Genomic DNA, 15,305 nt, shown 5'->3' with positions numbered 1-15,305 from the left:
GGACGGTCCTGAAGTTGGAGACGGGAGCAATGAATTATTCGCTCCCGTCTTTTTTCATTTCAGAATCGGCCGCCGCGTTTTCCGGACGATCGTTTTTCGCTTGAACGATTTTCTTTACCGGAACGTTCGTGGAACTCCCCGCCGCGTTCGTTTGGTTTGCTGCGGTCGAAGGGTTCGCGCCGCGGGTAAGGCTTCGATCCGGCGCGGTACGGCGCGCGGCTGGACCGGGCTTCGTTCCGCCCGGAACGTTCGTGGAACTCCCCGCCGCGTTCGTTTGGTTCGCTGCGGTCGAAGGGTTCGCGCCGCGGGTAAGGCTTCGATCCGGCGCGGTACGGCGCGCGGCTGGACCGGGCTTCGTTCCGCCCGGAACGTTCGCGGAACTCCCCGCCGCGTTCGTTTGGTTCGCTGCGGTCGAAGGGTTCGCGCCGCGGGTAAGGCTTCGATCCGGCGCGGTACGGCGCGCGGCTGGGACGGGCTTCGTTCCGCCCGGAACGTTCGTGGAACTCCCCGCCGCGTTCGTTTGGTTCGCTGCGGTCGAAGGGTTCGCGCCGCGGGTAAGGCTTCGATCCGGCGCGGTATGGCGCGCGGCTGGGACGGGCTTCGTTCCTGTCTGGATTCGGACTGAAACGTTCGTTCCGGCGATCTTCGAATCGGGAGGAAGCGGCGGTCTTTTCCGATGAAGACCGCCGCGGCGCCGGACGCCGGGCTGACGCCGGCTTCGGTTTCAGCGGAGGCGTTTTCTTCGCGACGAGGTCTTTGAGCTCTTTGACTTCCTGCGGCTTGAGCCAGCGCCATTCGCGCGGTTCGAGTTTCCCGAGGAGGAGCGTCCCGATCCGAACGCGGATGAGCTTGACGATCGGAAGGCCGATCGCACGGCAGATTTCCCGGATTTCGCGCTTGCGTCCTTCATGCATGATGACGCGGAGCCAGGCTCCGTCTCCCTGCGTCCGGGCGATCGAAACGTTCGCGGGCGCGGTTTTTTCGCCGTCTTCGAGAATGACGCCCCGCTGCCAGGCGCTGAGCTGGCGTGTATCGGGGCGTTTCGCGACGAGAACTTTATATTCCTTTTCTTTTTCGAAGCGCGGATGGGTCAGCTTATTCGCGAGATCGCCGTCGTTGGTCATCAGGACCAGTCCTTCGGATTCGAAATCGAGGCGGCCGACGACGAAAAGCGTCTCGGAATTGGGGACAAGCTGATAGACGGTCTGGCGCGCGTCGTTATCGGCGCGGTCGGACAGGACGAAACGCGGCTTGTTGACGGCGACGTAGATTTTTTCGGGTTCCTGAAAATTAATCGTAATTCCGTCAACGCGGATCTGGTCCCGATCCGGATCGACCTTCATCCCGAGGATTGCGGTTTCGCCGTTGACGGTAACGCGCTGGGCCGCGATAAATTCCTCGCATTCGCGCCTGGAGCCGAAGCCGGCTCGCGATAAGATTTTCTGTAATCTTTCTTCCATATAGGTGCTTTCAATTCTGATTTCTGATAATCGCGCCTGCTTTCGGGTTTTTCGGGGAAAGCGCGTCTTCCGACGCCCGCGTTCCCGGCGGAGCGGTTCGCTTTCGATTTCATGGCGGATCTTGCACGCCGTCGGCACGCTCTTGGAGGCTCGTGAAAAACGGTTTTTGAACGATTCGCCGATTAATTATACTCAGGTTCGGCGTTCGATCCGTGGATTGGCCCCGGCGACGTGAAACCGGCGGTTATTCTTTCAACACGTTAATCTCATCTTCAATAATGACCTCATACGGCGGGAGGTCCGCGACGGAGGACAGCCCGAAATAGCGCAGGAATTCGGCGGTCGTCGCGTAGAGGAGCGGACGGCCGGGCGTGTCGGCGCGTCCGGCTTCTTCGATCAGTCCGCGCGACTGGAGCGAGCGGACGACGGAATCGCTGTTGACGCCGCGGATGGCTTCGATACCGGGGCGTGTGATCGGCTGCTTATAGGCGACGATTGTCAGGACTTCGATCGCCGCGCGGGTCAGCTTCTGAGCCGCTTCGATCCCCAGGAAGGCTTCGACCGCAGGAGCGGTTTCCGGCGCGGTCATGAGCTGGACGGTATCGTCCTGGCGAAGAAGGCGAAGCCCGCGGCGGTTTTCGTCGAGCGATACGGCGTAGCGGTCGATAAGCTCACGGACCCTGGCGACCGGAAGCGCGAAAACGAGCGCCAGCTGCGCGGTCTGGACCGGATGCGCGGCGGCGAACAGGATTGCTTCAAGATTTGTAAGATTTATTTCTGTCATAAGTCGTTTCGTTTCAGCCATGCTATAATGATGAAGGATTTTCGGTAGATACGATGATGAAAATCTTACTTAATTATAATAGGAGAAACCAGACGCATGAAAACGTTTAAGCAGATTTTACCGATTCTTTTAGCGGCGGCGTTCCTTTTCGCGGGAGCGGCCGTCCCGGGCGCGGCGGCGCAGTCGGCGACCCCCGCGATGGACATCCTTATTCAGACGGTTCAGCAGTTCGAGGCGCTCCCGGGCGGCTCTCCGTTTTCATATACGTTCCCGGAAGAAACGCTGAATCAGGCCGCGGCGGAGGCGCTCAGGAAGTACGAGTCGGAGATTAAAGCGCTGATTCGATCGTACGTTCAGGTCGATTTATCGGTTTCCGATCCGAAAATCGATTTCACGCCGTTTCGGGACGGGGAAAGCAACGTGCATCTTTCGGTCAAAGCCGGATACGGCTTCCTCAAGCTGACGGTTAAGGCCGCGGGCGCGCTGACGCTGGAAAATGGCCAGCCTTCGTTCGAACTTCTCGATCTCGACGTTCCGATTATCAGCATCCCGATTTCGGACGTCAACCTGGCGATCGCGAATTATTTCAATATGTATGGGGTGAACCTGATCCAGAATAACGTCGCGCTGACGAAGATCGAGACGACGGAAGACGGCGTTATTATCGAAGGGACGCGCAGGTAAGGAGCGCGATCGCGATGCGCGGCGGAGGCGTTCTTTTTCGCCTGCCGGCAAAGTTTCGGCCCGAACGGGCCGGAGCTTTGTTGTTAAGGCTGGGCGCTGCTCTGATTGCGCTGACGATGGCCGGATGTTTCCCCGCGGTGCCGGAGGAAACGATCCGGCTTCGCGTCGAACGCGGGGAGCGGCTCGTCGAAGGACGCGTTCCGAGCGGGCTGACCGTTCGCGAGGCGGTTCGGGCGATCGGCGTTCCCACCGAGCCGGAGGATGAGTTCGAACCGGGCCTGAACCGGCTCGTTAACGAGGATACGACGGTTCATATCACGATCATTCGCAGCGAGGAAACGACGGCGGACGAGACGATTCCGTTCGAGAGTCAGATCATCCGCAGCGAAGCGGTCGCGGAGGGCGAGACGTATATTCTCCAGTACGGGCGAAACGGCGCTGCGCGGGTCACGAAACGAAAGATTTACGCCGACGACGTTTTTCGTTCGGAATCGGTCGTCGGCCGCGTTATTCTCGAAGCGTCCGCTCCGGAAATCCTGATGGTCGGGGTGAAATCGGATTTAGCGCCGATTCGGATTCCCGGAAAGCTGATTTACCTGTCGAACGGGAATTTATGGATGATGACCGAGACGACGGGGACGCGGATCCCGCTGTATACCGGCGGCGACGCGGACGGGCGGATCCTCGATTTATCCGAAAACGGGCGGCGGCTCCTTTTCAGCCGTGAAGGCCGGGGCGAGGAAATCAATTCGCTTTGGATGATGGATGTTGAAAACTGGACGAACGAGCCGATTTCGCTGCGGATTGAAAACGTGGTACATTTCGCCGAATGGCTCCCGGGAGAGAATCTGCGCGTCCTGTATTCGACGGTGACCCCGACGGAGGAAGCGCCGGGCTGGCGCGCGAATAACGACCTGCAGCTCAGAACGGTCAGCGATACCGGCATGATCCTCGCGGACGACGTCGCGGTCCCGGCGCAGGAGGCGGACGCGGCCGGATCGGGACTGGCGGCGGACCGCTGGGGGACGACGTACGAGGTTTCCGCCGATGGGCGTCTCGTTATCGCGGTTCATGGCGATCGGATCGACCGGATCGACCGGCTCAGCGGCGAATCGGCCGCGCTGATCCGCGTTCAGCCATACGGCGTTTCCCGCTCCGATTGGGCCTGGCTTCCCGGCGTCAGTCTTTCGGACGACGGCGCGACGCTCGTTTTTACGTATCAGGGCGATATCGGCGGTGCGCGCCGGACGTTCGATCCGAGCGATTTCAATCTGGGGCGGTACGATTTCGAAACGGGCGCGGCGGGGCCGCTGATTTCGCGGACCGGGCTTTTCAGCGGGCCGGCGATATCGCCGCGGTTTTCGGACCAGACGTATTCGCTCGCCTACCTGACGGCGGTTAACCCGCTTCAGTCGGAAACAAGCCGGTACCGGATTGCGGTCGCGGATTTAGACGGGACGAACGCGCGCGTCGTTTATCCGTCCGAAGGCGCGATCGGCGTCGAGCCGCAGCGGCTCGCCTGGGCCCCCAGCGATAACCGGAGCGAGACCTGGCTCGCTTTCCTGCATGATGGTAATATTTGGCTGGTGAACCCGTTTACCGGGATTTATAATCAGATTACAATCGACCGGACGATTGATAAAATAATCTGGGAATAGCGTTCGGAAGGAACGGCGGAGGAAGATTGATGCGAATTTTAGTGACGGGCGCAGCGGGTTTTTTAGGCAGCCATTTATGCGATCGGCTCCTTCAGGAGGGGCACGAAGTTGTCGGAATGGATAATTTTATTACCGGGAACCCCGCGAACCTCGCGCATCTGGCGTCGAACGAAAGGTTTTCGTTCATCCGGCACGACGTTTCAAATTATATCTTCGTTCCGGGGAAGCTGGACGCGGTGATGCACCTTGCGTCGCCGGCCAGCCCGAATCCGCTCTCGCCATACGGATATACCAACCTGCCGATTCAGACGATGAAAGTCGGGTCGATCGGGACGCATAACGCGCTCGGCGTCGCCAAGGCGAATAACGCGCGGTTTTTCATGGCGTCGACGTCGGAGATTTACGGGAAACCCATGGTCCATCCGCAGCCCGAAGATTATAACGGGAACGTCAACCCGGTCGGGATCCGCTCGGTTTACGACGAGGCGAAACGATTTTCCGAGGCGTTGACGATGGCTTATCATCGGTACCATGGGTTAGATACGCGGATCGTCCGTATTTTTAATACGTATGGGACGCGGATGCGGCTGGACGACGGGCGCGTCGTTCCGAATTTTATTCAGCAGGCGCTCCGCAGAGAGCCGCTGACGGTTTACGGCGACGGTTTGCAGACGCGCAGCTTCTGCTTCGTGTCGGATACGGTCGAGGGCTTTATCCGCCTGTTAATGTCGGAGGAGCATGAACCGGTCAACGTCGGGAATCCGGTCGAGAATACGATGATCGAGCTGGCGGAGGTGATTAATGAGCTGACCGGGAATCCGGCGGGGATCGTCATGAAGCCTGACCTTCGCGTCAGCGGCGATCCGCAGAACCGCCGTCCGGATATTACCCGCGCGCGGGAGATTCTGGGCTGGGAGCCGAAGGTCGCGCTGCGGGAGGGATTGCTGCGGACGATTCCGTATTTCGAAGCGGCGATGCGATCGCAATCAGGTTGGGAGTGAATGCGGTGCGCTCCTGAAGACGCTGGTTTCTTTCCCGAAAGGAACGCGGAGCCGAAATTTCCGTCGGTTACAATTCACAGCGGAATAAAATGAGACAGGTCGCAGAAGAAAACAGTTGGATGAATCGGCGTCTTTAATTAATGACGATGTCCCAGTACCCGGTCTTTTTTGATCCGATACGGGCTATAATTCCTTTTTCAATCATTTTTTTTATGGTTCGGTCTAAGGTTCTTGGCGCTATTTTTGTTATGCTAATGAGCTCTGATCTGGACGAGCGAGGAGAGCGCTTGAGCGTATTATAGATTTTTATTTCATTTTCGGTCAGCTTCTCAAGCTCTGGCGCCTGATTTATTTCGCCGTTTATTTCGCCGTTTATTTCGCCTCTTTTGAAAAGCTTCGTTTGTTCGGATGCCGGATGATTGGCGAATTCATTATTTCTAAGCGTTGCGAATACCGTAAATCGGTCGGCTCTGAATTCAGGTTCGGGTAAACATGATCTGTTCATTTCCAGATAAATCCGATCTATTCCTTCTCCAAATTCTCTGACATATTCGCATTCATGAAGAAATTGTGCGATCTTTGGATTTCGTGAGAAATGTTTCTCACGAATATTATCCAATCGGACCATCCCGGGCAGACTTCCAGGGCTCTCAACCAGAAAATGGTTATCGAACATCTTGATTTGGATATCCGTTCCTTTTATACTGTAATCTCGATGCGCAATTGCGTTGATGATTAATTCCTTCCAACAAAAATCGGGATATTCCTGCTCTGTGACGAATAATCCTTGCTCTCCAAGATATGTATGTTCCTTGATTTGAGTCTGAACAAAATTAATCGAATCCTGCAGCATGTTTAATATGCGGCCATTAAAATGAATATCTTTAATTACGTTCATCTCTGATCCGACTTTGGCTTCTTTTCCTTGATACCGGATAAAGCGAACGCGCGCTCTTGGGAAAAAGAGCTGAGGGTTTTTTCCGAACAAGAGAATGGCTGCATTGCTTACGTCTTTGCGTCCATATTTTGTGATGATGAAATTGTGGTTGTTGCGTATGTAATCTTCGGGAGACTTGGTATATCCGATTCTTTTCGTGTGTTCTGATACGAAATCCATATCTATGTCGATAATGCTCGCGTCAGTGGCCGGCTCATCTTCGTAATACCTGCTTCCTTTTGCATAAAGCATCTGCATTCGTTCTGAGAAAGATAGTTTATGAGATTTATCTCCCATACGGTAGTAGGCATCGTCCTGATGGTTTGTGTGGAGATCCGGACTCGCAGGGATGGTGAGTATCAAGATATGATTTTTCTTTCCGTCCTTGTCGATACATCCAACTTTTTCTGTCGTTACCGGAATGGATGGTATACAAAAAGGGGATGCGATAAATTTCATTAATCCTTTCTGTGAAATTATCAATCCCGGTTATTGTTCCGTCATCTTCAATTCCGATTCCTAAAGTACCGCCATCTGCATTAGCGAATGCAACGATGTGATTCGTCATTCCTTTCGAAAATCTGCTCTTCTTTTTTATGTTGAAGCTCTTCGATTGAATACCTCAAATTGCCTCCTTCCTGTTTTAAACGATTTCTTTTGTGTTTTAAGTTTATCAAAGCCTGGATTTGTCGGCAAACAACTTGCGTCAGATTCCCTGATTGTTTTTCAGGCGCGCGGACCGGATGCGTTTGAAAATTATCGGGAATCTTCCGCCAACGTTGATTCGGTCTGTTACAATTTACACCGGAATAAAAAGAAAAGACAGGTCGCAGTGGAGCATGATTGATTTTGTGAGAAATCCGGTTGAGCGAAACCGGTTCCTGAAGTTCTGTACGGTGGGGGTGATCGGCGCGGTTGTCGACTTTGGCGTCATGAACCTCTGCATGCGCTTTCTGGCGATGAATTCACGCGCGGCGAGTACGGTTTCCTTTATCGTTGCGGTTTTATCGAATTTCCTCTGGAACCATTTCTGGGCGTACCCGGATTCCCGGGAAAAGCCGCTGGCGCAGAAGCTCGTTCAATTCGTCCTGGTCAGCCTGGTTGGGCTGGGGATCCGTTACCTGCTTTTCCTGACGATCGAGACGCCGATCCTGCGGCTCAGCGCGGCGGTCGTTCCGTCCGGGTTCCCGATCCGCGCGGAAACCGTGGGGCATAACCTGACGCTGGTGATCGCGATTGTGATCGTTCTGATCTGGAATTTTCTGGCGAATCGATTCTGGACGTATAACGACGTTAAGTAGACGGTGCGCATGAGCAATCCGAGGATTATCAGCGGCGGCGCGAAAGGCATGATTTTGAAACCGGTCCCGGGGGACAGCACCCGCCCGGTGACCGACCGCGTCAAGGAGGCGGTTTTTAATATCATCGGCGGCGATATCGTCGATACGGCGTTTTTCGATGTCTTCGGCGGGACGGGGTCGATCGGTCTGGAGGCCGCGAGCCGCGGCGCGTCGGTCGTGCGCTTCTGCGAGGCGAACCGCGCCGCTCAGGCGACGCTTCAGGAGAACGTCCGGCTGACGCGGGCGGAGGAAAAGGCGAAGGTTATCCAGGGGGACGCGTTCAGCTATCTCCGCTCGATTCCGGACCGTTCGTTCGAGTATATTTATATCGCCCCGCCGCAGTATCAGCAGATGTGGCAGCGGGCGATGCGGATCCTTGACGATAACGACGCCTGGCTGAGCGACGACGGTTGGATTATCGTTCAAATTCACCCGGTCGAGCGGGAAGAGCTGGCGTTGAACTGCTTTGAACGGTTTGACGAGCGGAAATACGGTTCGACGCTGCTGATGTTTTTTTGCCGGAAGGGCGTCCTGTCGGAAGCGGAGGGCGAGGGAACGGACGCCGGTCCGTCCGCGTCGGAAGGGTAACGGTGGATCATGTTTGTAGACGAGACTGAGATTTTTGTCCGTTCGGGAAAGGGCGGCGACGGGATGATGCATTTTCATCGCGAAAAATTCGTCGCGCGCGGGGGGCCTGACGGCGGCGACGGCGGGCATGGGGGCGACGTCGTGCTGAAAGCCGACCGGAAGCTGAACACGCTGACGCCGTATCGGCACGTTCGGAGGTTTTTCGCCGCGGACGGAGAAAACGGCGGCAAGAATAACATGACCGGTCGAACGGCGCAGCCGAAGATCCTGCTGGTCCCGGCTGGGACGATCGTGCGGGACGCCGATACGGACGAGCTGCTTGGCGATCTGGTTCAGGACGGGCAGGAGCTCGTCGTCGCCAAAGGCGGCCGCGGCGGCCGCGGCAATACGCATTTCGTTTCCGCGGCGCATCAGGTCCCGCGCACGGCGGAACGCGGCGCGCCCTGCGAAGAGCGGCGTTTGAAGCTGGAGCTTAAGCTGATCGCGGACGTCGGGATTGTCGGCGTTCCGAACGCCGGGAAATCGTCGTTCCTGGCGGCGGTTACGAACGCGAAGCCGAAGATCGCCGATTATCCGTTTACGACGATTGAACCGAATCTGGGCGTCGCAGAGCTGGATTCAGATACGTCGCTCGTTTTATCGGATATTCCCGGGCTGATCGAGGGGGCGCATTCAGGCGTTGGATTAGGCGATTCGTTTTTGCGCCATATTCAGCGGACGAAAGTCCTGCTGCACCTGCTCGACGGGACGGCGGAGGACCCGATCGCGGATTTGGACCAGATTAATCAGGAAATGGCGCTGTTTGACGACAGGCTGGCGGAAAAGCCGATGCTGGTTGCGGTGAATAAGATGGATCTTCCGGAGGTGCGCGAGCGATGGGACGAGCTGAAAGCGGAGCTGGAGGCGCGCGGGTACGAGCCGGCCGCGATTTCGGCGGCGGCGGGCGAAAACGTCCGCGCCGTTCTCTGGCGGCTGCATGAGCTGGCGCTGTCGGTTCCGGAAGAAATCGAGCCGGAGGCGCTGCCGCTGTACGTTCCGAAGGAGGATCCGCGCAGGTTTGAAATTTCGCGCGATCAGGACGGCGACTGGGTCGTCCGCGGGGTTTCGATCGAACGCGCGGCGAAGATGACCTACTGGGAACATAGCGGATCGGTCCGTCGTTTCCAGAACCTGCTGGCGGCGCTGGGAATCGAGGATGCGCTCCGCAGGGCGGGGGTTGAGAACGGCGATACGGTCATGATCGGCGACGCGTTTGAATTGGAATGGGTTGATTAGGGCGGATGGCGCGAGTCGGGGTTTTCGGCGGGACGTTTGACCCGCCGCATCTGGGGCATATGATCCTGGCGGCGGAGGCCGCGGATCAGCTGGCGCTGGATACGGTTCTCTGGATGGCTGCGCCGCTCCCGCCGCATAAAGCCGATCGGGCGACGACGCCGTTTCAGCAGCGGACGGAGCTGGTCCGCGCGGCGATTTCCGGTGAGCCGCGTTTCGAGGTCTCGACGATCGAGAACGAACGCCCGGGGCCGCATTATACCGCCGATACGTTGGAGATCCTGCGGGCGAAATATTCCGGCGACGAGCTGTTCTGCCTGATCGGGCAGGATTCGCTGAACGATTTATTCGGGTGGTATGAGCCGGATCGGATCGTTGCGGCGATCGACGGGCTGGGGGTCATGGCGCGGCCTGGGGAGCGGTCGGAGACAGATGCGCTTTTCGCCCGTTTTCCGGCGCTGGCTGAAAAGCTCCTTCCTGTCGACGCGCCGCTGCTGGAAATATCGTCGACGGAGATCCGTGCGCGCGTTCGCGCCGGACGGCATTACCGGTATTACGTCCGGGACTGCGTCGCGGCGCGGATAGAGGAATGGCGTTTATACCGGTAAGGATGTGCCAACGTGGAGATCAGCTGTCTTTCGTCATTGTTAATTGAAATTTTGTCAGCTCCCCTACCCAAACCGTTGACGCGAATTCAAATGGAGAATTTTCTTTATCGAAATGAATTGAATTGATTTTTAATCCAGCAGAGTCGTAAGGAACTTCAACGGTCGCCGCTAATACCGCATCCATTTTTATCGCTTCGATCGAATTTTCAATTCTGACTGCTTCGATTTGATAGCGTTGTAATAACGTCGTAGACACGCTATTGTTGATCAGACGTAAATTCTGCATGTTCGGAACTTTCTCGGCGGGGAACCATGCGCGATTCAATCCGATTATTTTATCGCCCTTTGTAAAAAGACGCTGTAAAAAAATAAGTTCGCTGCCAGCTGGAATTTTTAGCTTTTTGAATATTTTATTGTCGGCATCATCTGTCAGCGATATATCGATCGCTTTTGAATGAACTTCCGATTCGCGCAGTGCTTTACCATTGTTATTCACGGTCGGAAAGAATAGCTTATGAACGACATAGTCCGGATTTCTTTGAACGAAGACGCCTCTTCCCTGTTCTTTTCTGATGATTTTATCGGATTCAAGGATGCTCAGGGCTTGACGTAGCGTGATGCGACTAACGGCATATTCACTTGCTAAATCGTTTTCGGACGGAAGTTTATCGTTCGGCTGCCATTCTCCGTCGATGATGCGGTTGGTTAAGCTTCTTACGATTTGTTGGTAGGCGGGTATTGGCGAATCCCGATCGATTAATGTGGTGTCCTGTCTGATATATGGCATGATGAAAATCCGCTTCTAATAGGTCCCTGCTACCAAAATCTTACGATTTTTTTAGTTTTTGTCAAATTAGTAATTCTTTTTTCATCGGGCTTTGGGATGAATGTAACTCCTGTGAATATGACTTTTGGCATGTTGAGCGTTTTAACTTATCTTGTTATACTGATAACCATATAATAAGATGAATTGAGAATGTGATATGGAATGTGATAATGCGATGAGACGACAGGTTCTTAGCCTGCCTGACCTGATGGAGAGTCAATATCTTGATTTAGAGGCCAGAGCCAGGAAAGTATTGCCGACGCCGGAAATTTTCAGGATTCAAAAGATTATTCTAACCGGATGCGGCGACTCATTGGCAGCCGGCATGGCTGCGAAATATGCGTTTGAATCTGTGGCGGGGATCCCCACCGAGTGTGTGCCTTCTATCGATCTAAGTCGGTTTTATTCGGAGATTCACTTGGGTTTTTATCCAAATAATTCTTTAGTCATTGCGGTTAGCAATTCCGGCCAGATTGCGCGGATTGGCGAGGCCGTCCAACGCGCTCATAAATTCGGAGCAAAGGTTTTAGGGGTTACTGCAAACGAACAGTCGTTGTTAGGAAAGAATTCTGACTATATTATGAAAATTTCGATTCCGACGTTCGAAAGCGCGTCAGGGGTTCGAACGTATCTGGTATCTCTGATGGCGTTGTTGTTATTAGCGGTTCGCTTTTCTGAGGTACGGGGAAAAATAACGATGGACATGGCAGACGTATATCGAAACGACTTTGGATCGCAGGCGAATTTACTTCGCAGCCTGCTGCCGAAGATGGATCAGGATTGTCTTCAGGTCGCTGCAAAATGGAAGGGCTATCCGGCTTTCGATTTTATCGGTTCCGGATCGGATTATGGAACGGCATGGTATGGTCATGCTAAAGTTTTTGAAGCAACTGGTAAATTTGCGATGTGCGCGAATTCAGAAGATTGGCTGCACTTGAATGTTTTTATGCGTGATGTCAATCAAATCGGAACGATAATTATCGCCGGTTCAGAAAACGCGGCGATGAGCAGAACAAAAGAAACGATGACTCATATTGCTGAACTTGGTCGGCCGAGTATTCTGATTACGGATGGGGACCTTGATGGGTTAGGCTCGCAGATAGAAAAGATTTGTATCCCATCGGCTTCTTTTTCTTTTATGTCTCCGCTTACCCAGTTTTGTCCGATTGCTTTGCTGATGGGATATATTGCCGTGATGATTGGCGAAAAAGATGGACGAGGCTGCGAAGGAAAGTGGTCTTTTTGTGAAGGCGGCGGAGCCGTAAAGAATAGCGAAATATTTTTATAAGGATAACCATGGCAATCAGAAAAAAAATCGAATTTAAGACCGGAAATCGAGCCATGATCTCACTGACTGAAGATGTAAACAAGATTGTTGCAGAGAGTCAGGTTGAGTCAGGCGTTTGTCTTGTCTATACGCCGCATACGACAGGCGGCATAACGATTACATCTTTTTGGGACCCTAACGGTTTGGAGGATATTCAAGATGAAATTTGTCGTTTGATTCCAACTCGAATTGATTTTAAACATCAGCATGATACGCCGCAGGATGCTGCCGGGCATGTTAAATCGTCTTTAATAGGCGTTTCTTTATCTCTTATGGTTGAGGGAGGAAAGTTGCTGCTCGGGCATTCCCAGGGGATTTATTTTCTGGAGTTTGACGGGCCAAGGAAGCGGGAGGTTTATGTAAAAGTTTTTTCTGATTAATCGAAAGTTGTTCGGATTTCGCTGAATTTTGTCTCAGCAGATCAACCAAGCCTGATGCAAAAAGATAAAAAGGAGCAGAAAAATGAAGAAAAGCCATATGTTATCTGTATTAATATTGTCGTTCGTGGTCTTATTCGCCGCATTCCCCGTTCATGCGGAAAAACAACAAATCAGTTTATGGTTTTGGGGCGCGGAGCCTTATTCGCAGGAAGCACTGAATACGATTCTTGCTGACACATATAACGCGTCGCAGGATGAATACGAATTGATTATTGAATATCGCAATACAGTTGATAACGATATTAATGTCGCGCTTGCCGCCGGGGAAGGGCCGGACATTGTTTATGGTTCAGGGCCTGCATTTGTCATGCCGTTAGCGGACGCCGGCGCTTTAGCTCCGTTGGACACGTATTCGGAAAAATACGGATGGAAAGATCGAATTCTTTCTCCGTTATATGATTCCGGGACGGTCAACGGCGTATTATATAGTCTGGGGAATTCTGTCAGTACAATGGGTATCTTCTATAACAAAAAGGTCCTGGCAGAAAACGGTTGGGAGGTCCCGACTACGATCGACGAATTAATAACGGTCATGGATGAAGCTATTGATAAAGGAATGTACGCGTCTGTTACCGGAAATAAGGGGTGGAAACCGGTCAACGAAAATTATTCATCTTTGTTCCTGACGCATTTTGCCGGTCCCCGCGCGGTTTACAATTCCTTGACCGGGAAAGAAAAATGGAACAATCCTCGTATTGCCAGCGCGATTGAAAAATCTGCGGAGTGGTTCAATAAAGGATATCTTGGGGGCGAGGATTATATAAACCTGAATTTCAGCGAATCAATTCAGCTATTGGCGGATGGGAAATCTCCGTTTTTCTTTGGCCCAAGCATTGGTTTCCAGTGGGCGGCTTCTTTCTTTGTTGATGATAAGGCTGAAGATTTAGGGTTCGCGCCGTTCCCTGCCGGCGAAAAAGACGTTCCGTATCCATTGTATACGTTGGGAGTAGCCTGCACCCTTTCAATTAACGCGAATTCAGAACATAAAGACGCTGCTGCTGCGATTTTGGATATGATGATGACTCCAGAATTTATGCAGAAAATGACAGAGGCCTGGCCGGGATATTGGGGCGTTCCGTTGAAAGACCTTTCTGCTGTTGATACGAGCAATATGGGGCCGCTTTCCAAATCCTTTACTGAAGCGGTTCGGTCCGTTTCGGACGCGATTAATAACGGTAATTTCGGGTATTATACAAATGTTTTCTTCCCGGCCGCAACCCAAACTCAGTTCATAGATATCGAAACTGTATGGTACGGCGAAGCGACAGTGAGCGAATTTCTTGATAGAGTTGATAAAGAGTTTCAGGTTGAGTTTGAAAAGGGTCTGGTTCCTCCGATCCCAGAGCCGGCGCAGCAATAAGTTCTGTTGATCTGTAAATTATTTAACGAAGCCGATTAACTTTTAGAAATTGGAACGAATAACAGGAATCTTACCTGATTTCGTTATTCGTTCCAATCAGGGAGCAGAATCTTTTTCTCGCTTTTTATCTTCTGAAGGAGAGAATTCGATATGAAGACAAATACATGGATTGATAAGTTGCTGATAGCCCCTGCATTATTGATTAGTTTATTTGTTGTGCTAATCCCCGGAATTTTGACGGTCGTTGTTTCGCTGACGGATTGGAACGGTATTAAACCGGAGTTGAATTTCATCGGATTTAGAAATTTTCAAGAGTTGTTTGCCGATAAATATTTTTGGCGTTCAATGACGAATAATATAAAATGGACGTTATTATTTTTGACGATTCCGGTGTTGATCGGGTTGATTACTTCCGTTTTCCTGTTTCAAATAAAAAAAGGGCGAACCGCTTTTCAACTGATGTATTTGTTCCCATATGTACTCGCGCCAGTTACCAACGCGATGCTTTGGCTGAATATTATTTATAATCCACGCTCTGGTATATTTGGTTATTTAAAATCAATCGGTTGGTCAATAGCTTCTCCTCTTTCAAATTTAAAAACAGCGTTGATTGGTGTTGCCGCTGTCGATATCTGGCATTTTTGGGGATTTCTGACCGTCGTATATTTCGCCGCGCTCAGGCAGACGCCGGAGGAACAAATTGAAGCTGCAAAGGTGGAAGGCTGCGGCGGTTGGCACATGTTTCAATATGTGTATTTTCCTAATATTTTTCCTACTTTTCTTCTCATGTTTATTATGATAACGATTAATTCATTTCTGACCTTTGACTATATCTATCTGCTGACGAATGGCGGGCCTGCACATATGACAGAAATGCTCAGTACGTACGCTTATTCTTTTGCATTCAGCGCGCTGCAAGTTGGGAAGGCGTCTGCCGTTGGTTTATTTATGAGTTTCTTTGGCTTTGTTGCCGCTGTTTTCTATGTTCGGGCGAGTCGGACTGAAACGCTTAGTTAAAGA

The 15,305-nt window shown here is 52.6% G+C and carries 14 protein-coding genes and 1 pseudogene; 11 read left to right on the top strand and 4 right to left on the bottom strand.

The window, feature by feature from the left end; genetic code table 11:
* Positions 1 to 59: 59 nt before the first annotated feature.
* Together BEQ56_12955 and BEQ56_12950 are read right to left on the bottom strand one after the other, a co-directional pair.
* A complete protein-coding gene (locus BEQ56_12955) occupies positions 60 to 1,598 on the bottom strand; it encodes a hypothetical protein (GenBank protein AOH44294.1) in 1,539 nt (512 codons plus the stop codon).
* Positions 1,599 to 1,704: 106 nt separating this feature from the next.
* Positions 1,705 to 2,265, bottom strand: a complete 561-nt coding sequence (locus BEQ56_12950) for an SMC-Scp complex subunit ScpB (GenBank protein ID AOH44293.1) — start codon at positions 2,263 to 2,265, stop codon at positions 1,705 to 1,707.
* Between the two features lie 75 nt (positions 2,266 to 2,340).
* Here BEQ56_12950 and BEQ56_12945 point away from each other — a divergent pair, with 75 nt between their 5' ends.
* From BEQ56_12945 to BEQ56_12935, 3 genes are read left to right on the top strand one after another with little or no spacing between them, the layout of a single operon-like run.
* On the top strand, positions 2,341 to 2,928 hold the full coding sequence (locus BEQ56_12945) for a hypothetical protein (protein AOH44292.1): 588 nt from the start codon (positions 2,341 to 2,343) through the stop codon (positions 2,926 to 2,928).
* A 14-nt stretch (positions 2,929 to 2,942) separates the two neighbouring features.
* On the top strand, positions 2,943 to 4,586 hold the full coding sequence (locus tag BEQ56_12940) for a hypothetical protein (GenBank protein AOH44291.1): 1,644 nt from the start codon (positions 2,943 to 2,945) through the stop codon (positions 4,584 to 4,586).
* A gap of 29 nt (positions 4,587 to 4,615) precedes the next feature.
* Entirely contained in the window at positions 4,616 to 5,587 is a 972-nt protein-coding gene (locus BEQ56_12935; protein AOH44290.1) for an NAD-dependent dehydratase, read from the top strand.
* Between the two features lie 133 nt (positions 5,588 to 5,720).
* Here BEQ56_12935 and BEQ56_12930 read toward each other — a convergent pair.
* Positions 5,721 to 7,150 (bottom strand): annotated as a pseudogene (locus BEQ56_12930) (ATP-dependent DNA helicase RecG).
* A 117-nt stretch (positions 7,151 to 7,267) separates the two neighbouring features.
* Between BEQ56_12930 and BEQ56_12925 the strand changes: the two are divergent.
* Genes BEQ56_12925 through BEQ56_12910 form a run of 4 tightly spaced genes read left to right on the top strand, consistent with a single transcriptional unit; the run spans position 7,268 to position 10,332 of the window.
* Positions 7,268 to 7,825: a hypothetical protein gene (locus tag BEQ56_12925; GenBank protein ID AOH44289.1), complete on the top strand. Its 558-nt coding sequence runs from the start codon at positions 7,268 to 7,270 to the stop codon at positions 7,823 to 7,825.
* A 9-nt stretch (positions 7,826 to 7,834) separates the two neighbouring features.
* The gene (locus BEQ56_12920) at positions 7,835 to 8,452 is read left to right on the top strand and encodes a 16S rRNA (guanine(966)-N(2))-methyltransferase RsmD (protein ID AOH44288.1); all 618 of its coding nucleotides are present in this window, start codon (positions 7,835 to 7,837) and stop codon (positions 8,450 to 8,452) included.
* A 9-nt stretch (positions 8,453 to 8,461) separates the two neighbouring features.
* Positions 8,462 to 9,727, top strand: coding sequence for a GTPase ObgE (locus BEQ56_12915; protein AOH44287.1), 1,266 nt, complete (start codon positions 8,462 to 8,464; stop codon positions 9,725 to 9,727).
* 5 nt (positions 9,728 to 9,732) lie between these two features.
* Positions 9,733 to 10,332, top strand: a complete 600-nt coding sequence (locus BEQ56_12910) for a nicotinate (nicotinamide) nucleotide adenylyltransferase (protein ID AOH44286.1) — start codon at positions 9,733 to 9,735, stop codon at positions 10,330 to 10,332.
* Between the two features lie 19 nt (positions 10,333 to 10,351).
* On the opposite strand, the gene BEQ56_12905 is transcribed toward BEQ56_12910, so the two are convergent.
* On the bottom strand, positions 10,352 to 11,119 hold the full coding sequence (locus tag BEQ56_12905) for a hypothetical protein (GenBank protein ID AOH44285.1): 768 nt from the start codon (positions 11,117 to 11,119) through the stop codon (positions 10,352 to 10,354).
* A gap of 196 nt (positions 11,120 to 11,315) precedes the next feature.
* Here BEQ56_12905 and BEQ56_12900 point away from each other — a divergent pair, with 196 nt between their 5' ends.
* The 4 genes from BEQ56_12900 (at position 11,316) to BEQ56_12885 (ending at position 15,302) form a co-directional block, all read left to right on the top strand.
* Positions 11,316 to 12,446, top strand: a complete 1,131-nt coding sequence (locus BEQ56_12900) for a sugar isomerase (GenBank protein ID AOH44284.1) — start codon at positions 11,316 to 11,318, stop codon at positions 12,444 to 12,446.
* A 53-nt stretch (positions 12,447 to 12,499) separates the two neighbouring features.
* A complete protein-coding gene (locus BEQ56_12895) occupies positions 12,500 to 12,865 on the top strand; it encodes a secondary thiamine-phosphate synthase enzyme (GenBank protein AOH44552.1) in 366 nt (121 codons plus the stop codon).
* 82 nt (positions 12,866 to 12,947) lie between these two features.
* A complete protein-coding gene (locus tag BEQ56_12890; protein ID AOH44283.1) occupies positions 12,948 to 14,285 on the top strand; it encodes an ABC transporter substrate-binding protein in 1,338 nt (445 codons plus the stop codon).
* A 150-nt stretch (positions 14,286 to 14,435) separates the two neighbouring features.
* Entirely contained in the window at positions 14,436 to 15,302 is an 867-nt protein-coding gene (locus tag BEQ56_12885; protein ID AOH44282.1) for a sugar-binding protein, read from the top strand.
* The last annotated feature ends 3 nt before the right edge of the window (positions 15,303 to 15,305 follow it).

It is taken from the genome of Anaerolineaceae bacterium oral taxon 439 (assembly GCA_001717545.1).
In the GTDB taxonomy this organism is placed as follows: Bacteria; Chloroflexota; Anaerolineae; order Anaerolineales; family Anaerolineaceae; genus Flexilinea.
The sequence above is the reverse complement of the archived record's forward strand: the minus strand, read 5'-3'. Positions and strand labels throughout refer to the sequence as shown.